Consider the following 15,484-nt stretch of genomic DNA (forward strand, 5'->3'; position numbering starts at 1 on the left):
ACGGTCCGGGTCCGGGGAACCGATCACGCCACTGGCCTGCGGGGCCGGAGCGCTCCTCCCCGCCGGCCTCGGGCCGGCCCCCGGCTCCCGTACGAGCCCTCTGTCAGTGGCGCCGCCTAGGCTGCGGCCATGACCTTGATCTCGCTGTCCGCCGACGAGGCACGCCGGATCTCCCTGCGCGCGCAGGGCTTCCTCGGGGCGCCCGACCGCAAGGGAGGGGTTCGGGGGGTGCTGCGGCACCTGGGGGCCGTCCAGCTCGACACGATCTCCGTGCTGGCCCGCTCGCACGAACTGGTCCCGTACGCACGGCTGGGCGCGGTGGGCCGGGACGCCGTGGAGAAGGCGTACTGGTCGGACCGGCACGCCTTCGAGTACTGGTCGCACGCGGCCTGCATCCTGCCGATCGAGGAGTGGCCGCACTTCGCCTTCCGCCGCCGGATCAAGCGCGCGCACGGCTACCGCTGGCACAAGATGAAGGACAAGGAGGCCTCCTGTCGCCTCGTCCTGGACCGGCTGCGCGCCGAGGGCCCGCTGACCTCGACCGAGCTGGGCGGCGCGAAGAACGGCGGCCCGTGGTGGGACTGGTCCGAGACCAAGATCGCCGTGGAGTGGCTGCTGGACGCCGGCGACGTGGTCGTCACCGAGCGCCGCGGCTGGAAGCGGGTCTACGACCTCCCCGAGCGGGCGGTCCCGGACGCGCTGCTCCACGACGACATGGACGACGCCGAGTGCCTGCGCCGGCTCGTCGCCCTGGCCGGGCGCTCCCTCGGCGTCGGCACCCGCGCCGACATCGCGGACTACCACCGCCTCAAGGGCGAGCAGGTCGACGCGGTGATCGCCGACTCGGGCCTGGTCCCGGTCGAGGTCGAGGGCTGGGGCAAGCCGGCCTGGGCCGACCCCGCCGCGCTGGCGGCGGCCCCACGGGGGCGCCACCGCACCACCCTGCTCTCCCCGTTCGACTCGCTCGTCTGGGACCGCCCCCGCACCGAGCGGATCTTCGGCTTCACGCACCGGCTGGAGGCGTACGTCCCCAAGCCGAAGCGGATACACGGCTACTTCGCGATGCCGCTGCTGGCCGGCGGGCGGCTCCAGGGCCGCGTCGACCCGGCCCGCGAGGGCAGCACGCTGGTGGCCCGGCAGCTGTCCCTGACCGGCCCCAAGGCGGCCCGCCCCATGGCGGAGGCGCTGCGCGAGGCGGCCGGCTGGGTCGGCTGCGACGCCGTCCGCATCGAGCGCGCGGGCTCTGCCGAGGAGGCGGCCGCCGTCACCGCGGAGCTGGCCGCCCTCTGAACCTGCATCCAGGATCAGGCCTCAGCGGATCTCGAGGATCTTCTCCCGCATCGCGTAGACCACGGCCTCCATCCTGGAGTGCAGCTGCAGCTTCTCCAGGATGTTGCGGACGTGGTTCTTCACGGTGTTCTCGGAGATGAACAACTCCTTCGCGATGTCGCGGTTGTTCATCCCCGTCGCCACCAGCTTCAGCACCTCCAGCTCGCGGTCCGTCAGCCTCGGCGCCGGCACCAGCCGCCGCTCGTCCGTCCGCTGGATCATCGACTTGAACTCCGTCAGGAGCTTCGAGGCCATCGACGGGCTGATCTGCGACTGCCCGTCGGCCACCGCCCGGATCGCCGTCGCCACCTCGTCGGTCGAGATCTCCTTCAGGAGGTATCCGGTGGCACCCGCCTTGATCGCGTCGTAGAGGTCCGCCTCCTCGTCGCTGATCGTCAGCATGATGATCTTCGCGGAGGGGGCCACCTCCTTGATCGAGGTGCACGCCTCGATACCGCCGCGCCGGGGCATCCGCACGTCCATCAACACGATGTCCGGCAGCAGGTCCGCCGCCTTGTCCACCGCCTCCGCGCCGTCCCCCGCCTCACCGACGACCTGGATGTCCTCCTCCTGCGCGAGGACGATCTCCAGCCCGCGCCGGAACAGGGCGTGGTCGTCGACGACGAGCACCCGGATCGGCTCGCCGCCCTCATCACCGCGCACCGGCCCGAAGCTGTCCGCCATCGTTCCTCCCCCTGCATGTACCGAGCTGCCGTGCCAACCGGACGGCAAAGCGCGCCGGTTGACTGCCCGCCATGATTCCATGCCCGCGCCACCCGGCGGGGAGCCTGCGACGGCCACCTGGCGCATACGAGTCATACAGAGGCCCCCGGAGACGTGCTGCGTCCCCGGGGGCATTCACCGAAATTCAGGACGCGGCGTCAGCCGCCGAGCGCCCCGCCCGCGCCGGCGCCGGGCTCACCCGAGCTGGAGGCCTGGTCGGAGTTGAGGTGGATCACGCCGTAGTCATAGCCGTGGCGCCGGTAGACGACGCTGGGCATCTTGGTGTCGGAGTCGACGAACAGATAGAAGTCGTGGCCGACCAGTTCCATCTCGTACAGAGCCTGGTCGAGCGGCATGGGTGCTGCTGAATGCGTCTTCTCGCGGACGATGAGCGGGCCTTCGCCCTGTACTTCCAGCGATCCGATCCGGGTGGTCGGGATCTCCTCCGCCTTCTCCCCCGTGAACAACTCGCCGTTCCCGTTCAGCTGGGCCACGCCCGGCACCACGTCGGCGACCTCTGCCGCCGAGAGCCGGCCGTTGCCACGGCGGGTGTAGCGCTTGTCGTGCTGCTTGCGCAGCCGGGCTTCAAGCTTCTCCTGTGCCAGGTCGAGCGCCGCATACGGGTCCGCGGCGGCGGCCTCGGCACGGATCACCGGGCCCCGCGAAATCAGGGTGATCTCCACACGGTCGGAACGGTCGGCCTGGCGCGGGTTGTGCTCCTTGGACACCTCGACGTCCAAGCTGATCACCTTGGCGTCGAGCTTCTGGATCCGCTCCGGATTCAGCTTCTCGGCCACGTGCTTGCGGAACCGCTCGGGCACCTCGGTCTTGCGGCCCTTGACGACGATGTCCACGCAGAACTCCGTTCCCGGATAGCTCCGCCTCATGGGGCGAAGCGTCTCCCTTTCGCACCAGGCCCCGGTGAACACCGGAGCCCCGGACTGGCGACTTTCACCTCCGAAACGTGCGATCCGATGCGTGTAGCCAGGACTCGCCAGTTCCTTACAACCGAACATATCCCTCCATGCCGGTTGTCGGCACCCGCTACCGGACCGTACCTCCGTTCAGGTGGCTGTTCTCTCTTACTACCTGCAACGATGCGCCTTCCCCAAGAGTTCCAAATCTATTCACAAGAGCGTTGCTCTGTACGGGTTGTCGACCGATTTCTTACGAAGGATCCTGGTGGAGCCGCCACCACCGCCGCCCCCGCCACCGCTGCGGCCGCCGTCGCCGCCCGCAGCGCCCGGGCGGCCTCCGCGAGCGTGGCTCCGGTGGTGATCACGTCGTCCACCAGCACGATCCGCGCACCGGGCGGCAGCTGCACCACGCCCCCGGGCCGCACCCCCAGGGCCCCCGCCAGGTTCTCCCGCCGCTCCCGGGCCCCCAGACCCGCCTGATCGGCGACCGGCCGGACATGGCGCAGTACGGGCGCCACCCGCGCGGGAACACCGGCCCGCCGCAGCCGTCCCGCCGCCGCCAGGGCGATCCTGCGCGCCGGATCGTGCCCGCGCGCCCTCACCTGCCGGCGCGCCGACGGCACCGGAACGAGCACCAGCTCCCGCCCCGCCCCGCCCGCGCGGACGGCCCCCCGGACGGCCACCGCCAGGGCGGCGCCGAGCGGCCCGGCCAGCGGCAGCACCCCGCGCTCCTTGTGCGCCAGTACGGCCTCACGTACGGCCTCCTCGTACACGGCGGCCGCATACACCACGGGCAGCCCCGCGGGCCCCGGAGACGGCCGCACACACCCCGCCGCGGCCCCGCTCAGCGCCTGCGCGCAGCCCGCGCACAACAGGACGCGGGCAGCACCGCAGCCCGTGCAGTCGACCGGCAGGACCAGCCCGGCGAGCTCCTGCCACCACCCCCGCATACCGACCACTGTGCCGGGCCGGCCGGGCCCCCCGCCACCCCTGTGGACAACCTGGGCGCAGGCGTAAAAATGCAGGTCAGGCGCTCAGCCCGGGTAGACCGGAGCCCGGCCGCCCGGCGCCACCGTGCGCCACTGCGCCCCCGGCGGCAGCCACACGATCCCGTCCTCCTCCGAGTACGCGACCACCGGCTTCTTCTCGTCCTCCGTCGCCGCGACCGCGTCCAGCCCGGTCGCCCCGGGCAGGCTCGCCGCGACCATCGAACCGTCGGCCAGCATGTACCGGGCCTGCACGACCCCGCCGCTCTCCCGGCCCACCACCAGCAGCCGGCCGCGCGGCGCCCAGCTCAGCGCCGTCACGCTCGCCATCTGCGGGGCCGCCGGACGCAGCTCGCGCACCGACACCGGCCCCGCGCCGCCCTTGCCCTCGGGCCGCTCGATCCGGCCGATGTACAGGTTCTTGCGGCCTTCCTTCTCCACCAGCAGCGCGATCCGCACCCCGTCCGGCGACGCCTTCAGCGCCCTGATCCGCCCGCCGTCGAGCCCGGCCACCTCGATCTTCTCCGGGGCACCGGTACCGCCCGGCACCCGGTACAGGCCCGCGTTCTGCGGATCCTGGTCCGCGATCCACAGGTCGCCCGCCGCGTCCCAGCTCGGCGCACCCAGCACGTTCGGCTTGGCGCCCTTGCCGGTCAGCACCGGCTGCGGCATGGGCCCGGCCGTCGTCAGGTTCACCATGTACAGCCCGTGCCCGTCCTCGGACACCACCGCCGCGCGCTTCTCGTCGTACGAGACCGCCGCGGAACCGATCTTGAACCCGGGGCTCGTGGTGGTCGGGGACAGCGGCCCCGGCACCGGCTCCGGCTTGTACTGCTGGTCCTCACTGGTGACGTCGAGCTTCAACCGGACGAACCGGCTGTCGCTGTCCACGTAGTACTGGTACTCGGGAGGGTTCGGCCGGTGGGCGATCGTCCCCGCGGTCGCCTCGGTCACGGAGCACAGCGAGGACCGGTCCGAGCGCAGCAGCTCGACCCGCGCCAGCCGGGAGGACGTCAGGTCCTGCACCGTGTACAGGAGTTGCGCGGCCATCTTCTGGCACTGCGGCTGCGCGACGTTGTCGGCCTTGTCGTTGAGCGGCACCTTCAGAGCGTTCTGGCCGTCGTACGCAAGGGACTTGGTGCCCTCGCGCAGTTCCGTGCCCGTGGGGAAACTCGAAGTCACCACGGGCCCCAGCCACTTGGACGGCCCGGCCAGCAGCGACTGCACCGTCTGCGTGGTCGGGTCCATCCGCGAGTCGGGGTCGCTGCGCTGGCGCACGTACACCGGATCGGCGACGAGGCCGCCTCCCGCGAAGTAGTACTTGTTGACCGGCATGTAGATGCGCTGGAAATCGGACTCGCTGAGCACGAGGCTGCTCGGCGGCGTCGAGATCCGCCACTGCTTGTTCTCCTGGACCAGCTGGAGGTACTCCTCGTAGCGCGCCCCGGTGGTCTCCGGCTGGTACGCGCTGCGCTCGTCCACCGTCGCGAGCTTCGTGCCGGTCATCTTCCAGCGGGGGCCCGAGGGCTCCTTCTCGCCCTGTACGGAGAACCGGTCGATGCCCGCGGAGAGCACGGTGACGGCGGCGCCGGGCTTCCAGTTCTTCGCCGCGTCCTCGGTGAGGTACTTCCGGGCGGTCTGCAGCTGCGGGTCGTCGCTGGTCATCGCCTCGAGGAAACCGTCGACGATGTCGGCCGCACTGGCCTTGTCGGCCGGCGGCACGCCGAACACCCGCACCTGCGAGTCGACGCCCTGCGAGGCCTTCACCTCGCGGATCTCGCCGTGGTCGGGCATGGAGGCGCAGCCGGCCAGCAGCAGCCCGGCCGCGCCGAAGGCGTACGCCCGCACCGTCCGCCACCGGCGGCGGTCGTCCCTGCGTACCCGTACCCCTACCCGTGCGGGCTCAGCGTCCACCTGCGCCATCCTCCTGTGCTGCTGCCTGATCGGCCGCGCCGGCCCGGTCGGCCGGCGCCCGGTCCGCCGCCTGGTCCGCCGCCGCCCTGTCCGCCGCCTGGTCGGCCGGGCGGGCCACGACGCGGGACCCGTTGCCCGGCAGGGCCGTCGGGTCCGCGGGCACCGGCAGCGCCCCGGCGACCGCCGACCGGGGCGGTATCGGCGAGCGGTCGGGCCTCCCCGGGGCCGGCGGCGCCTGCGGGGGCGTCACGGCGCCCGCCGCGTCGGCAGCGGCCCTGGCCCGGTTGGCCCGGGAATCCTCCGGCTCCAGCGGGATCGGGGACCCGCGCAGCGGCTCGTCGGCGGTCCGCGGCAGCGTCAGCCGGAACTGCGAACCGCCGCCCGGCTCGCCCCAGGCCTGGAGCCAGCCGCCGTGCAGCCGCGCGTCCTCGACGGCGATGGACAGGCCGAGGCCCGTTCCGCCGGTGGTGCGGGCGCGGGCCGGGTCGGCCCGCCAGAAGCGGTTGAAGACGCGGGTGGCCTCGCCGGGCTTGAGCCCGACGCCGTAGTCCCGTACGGCCACCGCGACGGCCCCGCCCGCCGACGCGAGCCGGACCACCACATCGCGGCCCTCACCGTGCTCCACGGCGTTGACGACGAGGTTGCGCAGCACCCTCTCCACGCGCCGCGAATCGGCCTCGGCTATGACGGGCTGGGTGTCGCCCAGCACCCGGATCCGGGTGCCCTTGTGCTCCGCGAGCGGTTCGGCGCCGTCGATGACCCGGCGTACGACCTCCCGCAGGTCGATCGGCTCCGCCTCCAGGGCCGCGGCCCCCGCGTCGAACCGGCTGATCTCCAGCAGGTCCGCGAGCAGCGACTCGAAGCGGTCGAGCTGCCCGGCGAGCAGCTCGGCGGAGCGGGCGGTGATCGGGTCGAAGTCGACCCGTGCGTCGTGGATGACATCGGCTGCCATCCGTACGGTCGTCAGCGGCGTCCGCAGCTCGTGCGAGACGTCGGAGACGAACCGGCGCTGCATCCGCGACAGGTCCTCCAGCTGCTGGATCTTGAGCTGGAGGTTCTGGGCCATCTTGTTGAAGGCCTCGCCCAGACGGGCGATGTCGTCCTCGCCGGTGACCTTCATCCGCTCCTGGAGCCGCCCGGCCGAGAGCCGCTCCGCGATCCCGGCGGCCATCCGCACGGGCGTCACGACCTGGCGTACGACGAGCCACGCGATCGCGCCGAGCAGCACGACCACGAACACGCCCGCGGTGGCGATGGTGACCTTGATCAGGTTGAGGGACTCCTCCTCCTGCGTGAGCGGGAAGAGGTAGTACAGGTCGTACGGGTCCCCGTTGATGTCGGTGAGCCGCTTGCCCACGACCAGCGCGGGCTCGGGCGCCTTGTCCCCGGCCCCGGCCGTGTACTTGATCTGGGAGAACGTCTTGAATGTCCCGGTGGCGTGGTTGACCTCCCGCCGCAGCCGCGGGGGAACGCTCGCCGTCGGGTCCACGTTCCCGGAGGCGCGGGCGCCCTTGACGCCCGAGACGGTGGGCCCGCCCGGCTGCCCTTCGCTCTGCCCGCCGGGGCCGGCACCGAGCGCGACCACCTCGAAGGCGGTCTGCCCGCCACTGGCCAGCTGCTTGACCAGCGAGTTCATCCAGGTGCTGGCGTCCCGCCCGACCTTGTTGTCGGTGGCGTCGGGCCCGTCGACCGTGGAGGGCGTGTTGGCCTTCTCCTGCGCGACCGCGAACCCGCCCGCCGCCTGGCTCTGCGCGGCCTCCTCCTTGGCGTCGAGGAGCCCCTTGCTGACCTGCGCGATCACGACGAAGCCGAGCGAGAGGACCACGGCCAGCGACATCAGCAGCGTGGCGGCGACCACCCGCAGCTGGATGTTGCGCCGCCACAACCGGACAGCCGGGAGCAGCGGCCGTCGTACGAGGCGTACGAACAACCGCAGCACGGGGCCGCCGGGCGCTCCGTCGGCCATCTGACGGAGCTGCCGGCCGCCCCTCAAGGCCCCCCAGCGGGACCCGCGCCGGGGCTTGCCGGGCTGCACGTCAGCTGGGTCCGGCCTTGTAGCCGACACCACGCACCGTCACGACGATCTCGGGGCGCTCCGGGTCCTTCTCGACCTTGGAGCGCAGACGCTGCACATGCACGTTGACCAGGCGGGTGTCCGCCGCGTGCCGGTAGCCCCAGACCTGCTCCAGCAGCACCTCACGGGTGAACACCTGCCAGGGCTTGCGCGCGAGCGCGACCAGCAGGTCGAACTCGAGCGGGGTCAGCGCGATCGAGGCACCGTCCCGCTTGACCGAGTGGCCGGCCACGTCGATGACCAGGTCACCGATGGCCAGCTGCTCGGGTGCGGGCTCCTCCGACCGGCGCAGGCGGGCCCGGATACGGGCCACCAGCTCCTTCGGCTTGAACGGCTTGACGATGTAGTCGTCGGCCCCGGACTCCAGGCCCACGACGACGTCCACCGTGTCGCTCTTCGCGGTGAGCATGACGATCGGTACGCCGGACTCGGCCCGGATCAGCCTGCAGACCTCTATGCCGTCCCGTCCGGGCAGCATCAGGTCGAGCAGCACGAGATCCGGCTTCGCCTCGCGGAAGGCCGCCAGCGCCTTGTCGCCGTCCGCTACGAACGACGGCTCAAAACCTTCTCCACGCAGCACAATGCCGAGCATCTCGGCCAGCGCGGTGTCGTCGTCGACGACAAGGACTCGTCCCTTCATGCTTGACATCATCCCATTAGCTAATCGTTACCCGTCGGTGAGCTGTCCCACAGCCAAAAGGGCTGGAAATCGCCCCTCGGACCTGCGTGGAGATCAGACCGACCAGTCTGCCCCGGATCCGGGCGACAATTGAAGGCGCGGGCCGCCGGAGTTCCGGGGGGACGGCCGGTCCGCTCAACGTTCCCACGTGGCACGATGGCAGCCCCTGACGCCCCCCGCCCTGCTGTGCACGTGAAGGAGCGACGATGAACGACTCTCCGGGCTGGGCCGTGCCCGGACCCTCCCCGTCCGACGGCGAGCGGCCGGGCGCCCCCGACGGCCGGGACGGCACCGAAGGAACCGAAGGCGGCACCCCGGCGCCCGCCGGCGGACCGAAGTGGTCCGCCGAGCAGCCGCCCCCCGGCGAGTGGTCGAGCCCCGGCACCCCCCAGGCCCAGAAGGCCCCGCAGCAGCAGCCGTCGCAGCCGGGCGCGGGCTGGGGTTCGTACGGCGGCCCGCAGGGCACCCAGGGCGCGCAGGGCCGGTACGGCCACCCGGGCGGCCCCGGCCAGTGGGGCAAGCCCCCGGCCGCCAAGCCCGGCGTGATCCCGCTGCGCCCCCTCGACCTGGGCGAGATCCTCGACGGCGCGGTCGCCACCATGCGCACCCACTGGCGGACGGTCCTGCCGATCACCCTGGTCGTGGCCACCGTCATCCAGGTCATCAGCGTGCTCGTGCAGAGGTACACGTACGCCGACCTCGCCGTCGTCTCCGACCCCGGCTCCCAGGACAGCCTCAAGGACGTCCTCGACGCCCTCGGCGGCAGCATGGTGGCCGTGCTCGCGAACGCCTTCGTCCAGCTCCTCGGGACCATCGTGGCCACGGCCATGCTCACGATGATCTTCAGCCGTGCCGTGCTCGGCCACGGCTCCTCGATCGGCGAAGCCTGGCGCGACGCCCGCCCCCAGCTGCTCCGTCTGCTCGGGCTGACCCTCCTGACGGCCCTCGGCGGCGTCGTCATCATCCTCGTGCTGCTCCTGCCCGGCATCCTCCTGGGCAGCGTCGGCATCGCCATCGTCGGCGGCCTCGCCGCGCTCCCGCTGCTCATCTGGCTCGCGCTCAAGTTCAGCCTGGCCTCGCCCGCACTGATGCTGGAGAAGAGCAACGTCCTCACCTCGCTCCGCCGCTCCTCGAGGCTCGTCCAGGGCTCGTGGTGGCGCATCTTCGGCATCACCGCCCTGACCGGCCTGATCACCACGTTCGTCGCGGCGATCATCGTCTGGCCGCTGACGGCGGCCGGGTTCGCCATAGGCATCGCCGACGGCGGGATGGAAAGCCTCCAGAACGGCACCGCCGCCACGGGCTGGGCGCCCCTGATCCTCTCCGCGGTCGGTGCGGTCATCGCGCAGACCATCACCATGCCGATCCAGTCGGGCGTCACCGTCCTCCTGTACGTCGACCAGCGCATCCGGCGCGAGGCCCTCGACCTGGAGCTCGCCCGGGCGGCAGGCCTCGAGAACTACGGCCCGGACGCCGCCGCACCGCCGACCGGAGGCTGATGCAGGGATGATGAGCACGGGGGGCCTCATCACGCTCTCCGCGGCGCTCCTGCCGGCCGCGGAGGAACCACCGGTGACGACACCGCGCGACGCCGCCCGCGAGGCGGCAGAACGCGAACTGTCCGAGCCGATGTACCACCAGGACGACCCGGGCCTGTTCCAGCGCGCCCTGGACCGGTTCTGGGAATGGGTCGGCAACCTCTTCGACCACGCCTCGGGCGCCACCCCCGGCGGCACCCTGGGCCTGGTCGCGATCGCCGCCCTCGTCGTACTGGCCCTCGCCGCCCTGTGGTGGCGGCTCGGCTCCCCCCGCCGGACCGCAACCACGTCGGCGGGCGTCTTCGGCGACACCTTGCGCAGCGCCGCCGACCACCGCACCGCCGCCGACGCGCACGCCGCCGCGGGCCGCTGGACCGAAGCCGTCCAGGAACGCATGCGGGCCGTCGTCCGCTCGCTCGAGGAACGCACCCTGCTCGACCCCCGCCCGGGCCGCACCGCCGACGAGGCGGCCGCCGAAGCCGCGCGCTCCCTCCCGGACCACGCCGACGCCCTCCGCGCGGCGGCCCGCACCTTCGACGACGTCACGTACGGCGGCCGCCCCGGCGACGAGGCCATGTACGCCCGCCTCCGCACCCTCGACACCACCCTGGCCCGCACGAAGCCGCTCCTGACGGGACCCCCGGCATGACCGCCCCCGGCGCCCCAGACCCGCGCACCCCCGCCCCGGCAGCCGCCCCGCAGCCCGGCGCAGCCTCACGGCCCGGCTCAGCCCCCGGCACCGCCCTCGGGGGGATCACCCCCGGCGCCGTCTGGCGGCGTTCCCGCGGGGCTCTCATCTGCCTCGGAATCCTGCTCGTCGGCGCCGTCGTTCTCGCCGCCCTCGGCTCCGGGAGCCGGCACGGACGGCTCGACCCCCGCTCCGCCGACCCCGACGGCAGCAGGGCCGTAGCCGAGCTGCTCCAGGCCCGCGGGGTCACCACCCGCGTCGTCACGACCGCCCGCGAGGCCGCCGCCGCGGCCGGCCCCGCCACCACCCTGCTGGTCACCGACCCCGACCGGCTGGGCGACACCCAACGCCGCGCCATCCGCTCCGCCATCGACCTCTCCGGCGGCCGCACCGTCCTGCTCGCCCCCGGCGGCGTCAGCCTCCCCGACCTCGCCCCGGCCGCCCGCCCCAAGGGCGACGCCCTCGACGAGAACCTCGACCCCGGCTGCGCCCTGCCCGCCGCCGTCACAGCCGGCCGCGCCACCACCGGCGGCGGCCACCGCTACGCCGGCGGAGCAACCGGCACCGCCTGCTACCCCAGTGGCGGTCACCCCACCCTCCTCGTCCTCCCCTCCGGCACCACCGGCGGCGACACCGTCCTCCTCGGCTCCGAGACGCTCCTCCTCAACAAGCAGCTCGCCACCGAAGGCAACGCCTCCCTCGCCCTCCAACTCCTCGGCTCCCGCCCCGACCTCGTCTGGTACCTGCCCTCCCTCACGGAGGTCCAGGACGAGGACCCCGCCCAGGAGAAGGGGTTCCTCGAGCTCATCCCCCGCGGCTGGGGCTGGGCCCTCCTCCAGCTCTTCACCGCCGCCGCCCTCGCCGCCCTCTGGCGCGCCCGCCGGCTCGGCCCCCTCGTCACCGAGAAGCTGCCCGTCGCCGTCCGCGCCTCCGAGACCACCGAGGGCCGCGCCCGCCTCTACCGCAAGGCCGGCGCCCGCGACCGCGCCGCCACCGTGCTGCGCGCCGCCGCCCGCGAACGCCTGGCCGCCCTGGTCGGCGTACCGCACGCCCAGGCCCACGAACCAGCGGCCCTGGTCCCCGCCGTGTCCGCCCGCCTGACGGACCGCCAGCAGGACCTCACCGCCCTCCTCTTCGGCACCACACCCACCACCGACGCGGCACTCGTCGCGCTCGCCGACCACCTCGACGCCCTCGAAAGAGAGGTCCGCACCTCATGACGGCCACCACGGACAGCGCCCGCTCCTCGCTGGAAGCGATCCGCACCGAGATCGCAAAGGCCGTCGTCGGCCAGGACTCGGCCGTCACCGGTCTCGTCGTCGCCCTCCTGTGCCGCGGCCACGTCCTCCTCGAAGGCGTACCCGGCGTCGCCAAGACCCTCCTCGTACGGGCCCTCGCCGCCTCCCTCGCCCTCGACACCAAGCGCGTCCAGTTCACCCCGGACCTGATGCCCAGCGACGTCACCGGCTCGCTCGTCTACGACGCCCGCACCGCCGAGTTCTCCTTCCAGAACGGCCCGGTCTTCACCAACCTCCTCCTCGCCGACGAGATCAACCGGACCCCGCCCAAGACCCAGTCCTCCCTCCTCGAAGCCATGGAGGAGCGCCAGGTCACCGTCGACGGCACCCCGCGGGGGCTCCCCGAGCCGTTCCTCGTCGCCGCCACCATGAACCCGGTCGAGTACGAGGGCACGTACCCCCTCCCCGAAGCCCAGCTGGACCGCTTCCTCCTCAAGCTCACCGTGCCCCTGCCCTCCCGCGCGGACGAGATCGGCGTCCTGACCCGGCACGCCGCCGGCTTCGACCCCCGCGACCTCCAGGCCGCGGGCCTGCGCCCCGTCGCCGGCGCGGCCGAGCTGCAGACCGCCCGCGACGCCGTCGCCAAGGTGTCCGTCTCCCCGGAGATCGCCGGGTACGTCGTCGACATCTGCCGCGCCACCCGCGAATCGCCGTCCCTCACCCTCGGCGTCTCCCCGCGCGGCGCGACCGCCCTGCTGGCCACCGCCCGCGCCTGGGCCTGGCTCACAGGCCGCGACTACGTCACCCCCGACGACGTCAAGGCCCTCGCCCTGCCCACCCTGCGCCACCGCGTCCAACTCCGCCCGGAAGCCGAGATGGAGGGGGTCACGGCCGACGCCGTCATCACCGCGATCCTGTCCCACGTCCCCGTCCCGCGCTGATGGCCCTCACCGGACGCGCCGCCCTGCTGGCGGCCCTCGGCAGCCTCCCCGTCGGCATCCTCGAACCCAGCTGGACGGGGATGCTCGCGGTCAACGGCACCCTCGCCCTGGCCTGCGCCGTCGACTATGCCCTCGCCGCGCCGGTCCGGAGGCTCAATCTCACCCGCACGGGTGACACCTCGATCCGCCTCGGTGAACCGGCGCAGGTCCACCTCACCGTCACCAACCCGGGCACCCGCACGCTCCGGGCCCGCATCCGCGACGCCTGGCCCCCCAGCAGCTGGCCTCCCGGCACCGAATCCGAAGCCTCCCGGCACACACTGACGATCGCGGCCGGCGAACGCCGCCGGCTCACCACCCGGCTCCTCCCCACCCGCCGCGGGGACCGCCGCGCCGACCGCGTGACGATCCGCTCGTACGGACCGCTCGGCCTGCTCGCCCGCCAGGGCACCCACACCGTCCCCTGGACGGTCCGGGTCCTGCCGCCCTTCACCAGCCGCAAGCACCTCCCCTCGCGCCTGGCCCGGCTGCGCGAACTGGACGGCCGTACGAGCCTCCTGACCCGCGGTGAGGGCACCGAGTTCGACAGCCTCCGCGACTACGTCCCCGGCGACGACACCCGCTCCATCGACTGGCGGGCCACCGCCCGCCAGGACAAGGTCGCCGTCCGCACCTGGCGCCCGGAACGCGACCGTCACATCCTGATCTGCCTGGACACCGGCCGCACCTCGGCGGGCCGGGTCGGCGACGCCCCGCGCCTGGACTCCGCGATGGACGCGGCCCTGCTGCTGGCCGCACTGGCCTCCCGCGCGGGCGACCGCGTCGACCTGCTGGCCCACGACCGCCGTACCCGCGCCCAGGTCCAGGGCCGCCCGGCCGGGGACGTCCTCCCGGCTTTCGTGAACGCCATGGCCACCCTGGAACCCGAACTCGTCGAAACCGACGCCCGCACCCTGGTCTCCACCGTCCTGCGAAACGCCCCGCGCCGGTCCCTCGTGGTCCTTCTGACGAGCCTGGACGCCGCCCCGATAGAGGAAGGCCTGCTCCCCCTCCTCCCCCGCCTCACGCAGCGTCACACGGTCCTGCTGGCTTCGGTCGCCGACCCTCACATCGAGGAGATGACGAAATCCCGCGGCACGCTCGACGCGGTCTACGAGGCCGCGGCCGGCACCCAGTCCCAGGCCGCCCGCCGCCGCACAGCGCAACAGCTCACCCACCACGGCGTCCACGTGGTCGACGCCACCCCGGACACCCTGGCCCCCGCCCTGGCAGACGCCTACCTGGCCCTGAAGTCCGCCGGCCGCCTCTAGAGCCCGTCCCTTTGACCGACCAGTGACTCGTGGTGGGGCTCGCGGACAAGGAAGATGACATGCAGGTTGCTGGTGCCGAGATCTTCTCGTGCGCCGTGTGCGGTGCCCGGTTGTCCGCGCCGGTGCGTGAGGTGCACCCGCCGGCGGAGGACGATACCTGGACACCGCTGGACTCTCCTGTGGACCCCTGCCCGCCCAGGATGGCGGCAGGCACCTTCGCACGCGACCCGCAGCCGGGACGCATCACCTGGGGCTCGCTGCCCAAGGGCTTCGGAATGTCCCGGGCGGGGCACGGGCCAGGGGTGGACCTGCTGTTGAGCCCCGGCGACCTGATCGGTACGACGAAGATCCTGAGCCGCTGGGGCGGCTGCTGTGGGCCAAGCGGGCACGAGGGGCCGAATCTGGCCTGCGCGGGGTGCGGGGCGGAGGTCGGGGTGTGGATCGGTGACTGCTACACCTGGCTGGAGGCCGTCCTCAATGGGCGCCTGGTCAGCCGTTCCGCATTTGTTTAAGTACCGACCAAGCAAATCGGTGGTCACCACCACGGCATTCTGGGATGACGGACAGCGAGCGGATCGTTGACCTGCCTGGTCGGCAGGAGCCAGCGATGCCGAGCTTGTCCGTCCACATTGCGAGGCCGCGCCACTGTTTGAGTCGGGCGATGCCCCGCTCGACGGCAACACGGTCCTTGGCGGCCTCGCCGCAGCCGATGGCCGATCTGGTCGGTGGAGGGACAGAGGCCGTGCCCCGCTGTCGCTGGCCAGGGGAACCTTTGTGCTCAAGCCACCGCGCGGGCGTCCCAGCGTGTGGTCTTCGGGCCCGGACCGGCGCCGAGCAGATGCGCCGCATGCACGATTTCGCGGAGCTGGCCGAGCACCAGGAAGACCAGTGGAAGGTTCAGACCACCGACGGTCAGATCTTCCTCACGATGATGAGCCGGACAGCTCCCCACAGCCTCAGCGTGGTGCGGTTGCGCCGCCAGATCGAGGCCCAGACGCCCGAAGACAAGCTGCACGACTACCCGGGGTGAGACCGATTGCAGCCACCCCGGCCCGTAAACGCAGAAAAGCCCCGCACCATAAGGTGCGGGGCTTTCCCACAATGATTGTTCGGCGGCGTCCTACTCTCCCACAGGGTCCCCCCTGCA

At 72.7% G+C, this 15,484-nt stretch carries 14 protein-coding genes and 1 pseudogene; 8 read left to right on the forward strand and 7 right to left on the reverse strand.

What is annotated here, in order from left to right; all coding sequences use genetic code 11:
* Positions 1-129 precede the first annotated feature (129 nt).
* Positions 130-1,290, forward strand: coding sequence for a winged helix-turn-helix domain-containing protein (locus IF09_RS0127610; protein WP_030300045.1), 1,161 nt, complete (start codon positions 130-132; stop codon positions 1,288-1,290).
* 21 nt (positions 1,291-1,311) lie between these two features.
* On the opposite strand, the gene IF09_RS0127615 is transcribed toward IF09_RS0127610, so the two are convergent.
* From IF09_RS0127615 to mtrA, 6 genes are all read right to left on the reverse strand, one after another.
* Positions 1,312-2,013 carry a response regulator gene (locus IF09_RS0127615; RefSeq protein ID WP_030300047.1) on the reverse strand — a complete coding sequence of 234 codons (702 nt, stop codon included), beginning with the start codon at positions 2,011-2,013 and terminating at the stop codon, positions 1,312-1,314.
* A 197-nt stretch (positions 2,014-2,210) separates the two neighbouring features.
* Entirely contained in the window at positions 2,211-2,906 is a 696-nt protein-coding gene (gene hpf, locus IF09_RS0127620) for a ribosome hibernation-promoting factor, HPF/YfiA family (protein WP_030300049.1), read from the reverse strand.
* 269 nt (positions 2,907-3,175) lie between these two features.
* The gene (locus IF09_RS0127625) at positions 3,176-3,919 is read right to left on the reverse strand and encodes a ComF family protein (RefSeq protein ID WP_030300051.1); all 744 of its coding nucleotides are present in this window, start codon (positions 3,917-3,919) and stop codon (positions 3,176-3,178) included.
* An 84-nt stretch (positions 3,920-4,003) separates the two neighbouring features.
* Positions 4,004-5,869: an LpqB family beta-propeller domain-containing protein gene (locus tag IF09_RS0127630; protein WP_234321174.1), complete on the reverse strand. Its 1,866-nt coding sequence runs from the start codon at positions 5,867-5,869 to the stop codon at positions 4,004-4,006.
* The gene (gene mtrB, locus IF09_RS0127635) at positions 5,859-7,835 is read right to left on the reverse strand and encodes an MtrAB system histidine kinase MtrB (RefSeq protein WP_106975151.1); all 1,977 of its coding nucleotides are present in this window, start codon (positions 7,833-7,835) and stop codon (positions 5,859-5,861) included. Before mtrB ends, IF09_RS0127630 begins: the two co-directional genes overlap by 11 nt.
* Positions 7,836-7,905: 70 nt before the next feature.
* Entirely contained in the window at positions 7,906-8,595 is a 690-nt protein-coding gene (gene mtrA / locus IF09_RS0127640) for a two-component system response regulator MtrA (RefSeq protein WP_189973359.1), read from the reverse strand.
* A gap of 233 nt (positions 8,596-8,828) precedes the next feature.
* Between mtrA and IF09_RS0127645 the strand changes: the two genes are divergently transcribed.
* Genes IF09_RS0127645 through IF09_RS0127670 form a run of 6 tightly spaced genes read left to right on the forward strand, consistent with a single transcriptional unit; the run spans position 8,829 to position 14,849 of the window.
* Positions 8,829-10,121, forward strand: coding sequence for a proline-rich domain-containing protein (locus tag IF09_RS0127645; protein WP_030300062.1), 1,293 nt, complete (start codon positions 8,829-8,831; stop codon positions 10,119-10,121).
* 7 nt (positions 10,122-10,128) lie between these two features.
* A complete protein-coding gene (locus IF09_RS0127650) occupies positions 10,129-10,809 on the forward strand; it encodes a DUF4129 domain-containing protein (protein WP_030300064.1) in 681 nt (226 codons plus the stop codon).
* Entirely contained in the window at positions 10,806-12,068 is a 1,263-nt protein-coding gene (locus IF09_RS0127655) for a DUF4350 domain-containing protein (protein WP_078613491.1), read from the forward strand. Before IF09_RS0127650 ends, IF09_RS0127655 begins: the two co-directional genes overlap by 4 nt.
* Positions 12,065-13,027 carry an AAA family ATPase gene (locus IF09_RS0127660; RefSeq protein WP_030300068.1) on the forward strand — a complete coding sequence of 321 codons (963 nt, stop codon included), beginning with the start codon at positions 12,065-12,067 and terminating at the stop codon, positions 13,025-13,027. Before IF09_RS0127655 ends, IF09_RS0127660 begins: the two co-directional genes overlap by 4 nt.
* Positions 13,027-14,337, forward strand: a complete 1,311-nt coding sequence (locus IF09_RS0127665) for a DUF58 domain-containing protein (RefSeq protein WP_030300070.1) — start codon at positions 13,027-13,029, stop codon at positions 14,335-14,337. Before IF09_RS0127660 ends, IF09_RS0127665 begins: the two co-directional genes overlap by 1 nt.
* 29 nt (positions 14,338-14,366) lie before the next feature.
* Positions 14,367-14,849 (forward strand): hypothetical protein, encoded by a 483-nt coding sequence (locus tag IF09_RS0127670; RefSeq protein ID WP_158710073.1) that lies wholly within the window; start codon positions 14,367-14,369, stop codon positions 14,847-14,849.
* A gap of 91 nt (positions 14,850-14,940) precedes the next feature.
* On the opposite strand, the pseudogene IF09_RS48600 reads toward IF09_RS0127670, so the two are convergent.
* A pseudogene (locus tag IF09_RS48600) lies at positions 14,941-15,179 on the reverse strand (hypothetical protein); the annotation flags it as partial.
* A 5-nt stretch (positions 15,180-15,184) separates the two neighbouring features.
* Here IF09_RS48600 and IF09_RS0127675 point away from each other — a divergent pair.
* On the forward strand, positions 15,185-15,367 hold the full coding sequence (locus IF09_RS0127675) for a hypothetical protein (RefSeq protein ID WP_158710074.1): 183 nt from the start codon (positions 15,185-15,187) through the stop codon (positions 15,365-15,367).
* The last annotated feature ends 117 nt before the right edge of the window (positions 15,368-15,484 follow it).

It is taken from the genome of Streptomyces katrae, assembly GCF_000717655.1.
In the GTDB taxonomy this organism is placed as follows: domain Bacteria; phylum Actinomycetota; class Actinomycetes; order Streptomycetales; family Streptomycetaceae; genus Streptomyces; species Streptomyces katrae_B.

Coding starts and splice junctions, on each gene's coding strand:
- IF09_RS0127610 (WP_030300045.1), top strand. CDS start 130: ATGACCTTGATCTCGCTGTCCGCCGACGAGGCACGCCGGATCTCCCTG.
- IF09_RS0127660 (WP_030300068.1), top strand. CDS start 12,065: ATGACGGCCACCACGGACAGCGCCCGCTCCTCGCTGGAAGCGATCCGC.
- IF09_RS0127655 (WP_078613491.1), top strand. CDS start 10,806: ATGACCGCCCCCGGCGCCCCAGACCCGCGCACCCCCGCCCCGGCAGCC.
- IF09_RS0127675 (WP_158710074.1), top strand. CDS start 15,185: ATGCACGATTTCGCGGAGCTGGCCGAGCACCAGGAAGACCAGTGGAAG.
- mtrA (WP_189973359.1), bottom strand. CDS start 8,595: ATGATGTCAAGCATGAAGGGACGAGTCCTTGTCGTCGACGACGACACC.
- mtrB (WP_106975151.1), bottom strand. CDS start 7,835: ATGGCCGACGGAGCGCCCGGCGGCCCCGTGCTGCGGTTGTTCGTACGC.
- IF09_RS0127645 (WP_030300062.1), top strand. CDS start 8,829: ATGAACGACTCTCCGGGCTGGGCCGTGCCCGGACCCTCCCCGTCCGAC.
- IF09_RS0127650 (WP_030300064.1), top strand. CDS start 10,129: ATGATGAGCACGGGGGGCCTCATCACGCTCTCCGCGGCGCTCCTGCCG.
- IF09_RS0127665 (WP_030300070.1), top strand. CDS start 13,027: ATGGCCCTCACCGGACGCGCCGCCCTGCTGGCGGCCCTCGGCAGCCTC.
- IF09_RS0127615 (WP_030300047.1), bottom strand. CDS start 2,013: ATGGCGGACAGCTTCGGGCCGGTGCGCGGTGATGAGGGCGGCGAGCCG.
- IF09_RS0127625 (WP_030300051.1), bottom strand. CDS start 3,919: ATGCGGGGGTGGTGGCAGGAGCTCGCCGGGCTGGTCCTGCCGGTCGAC.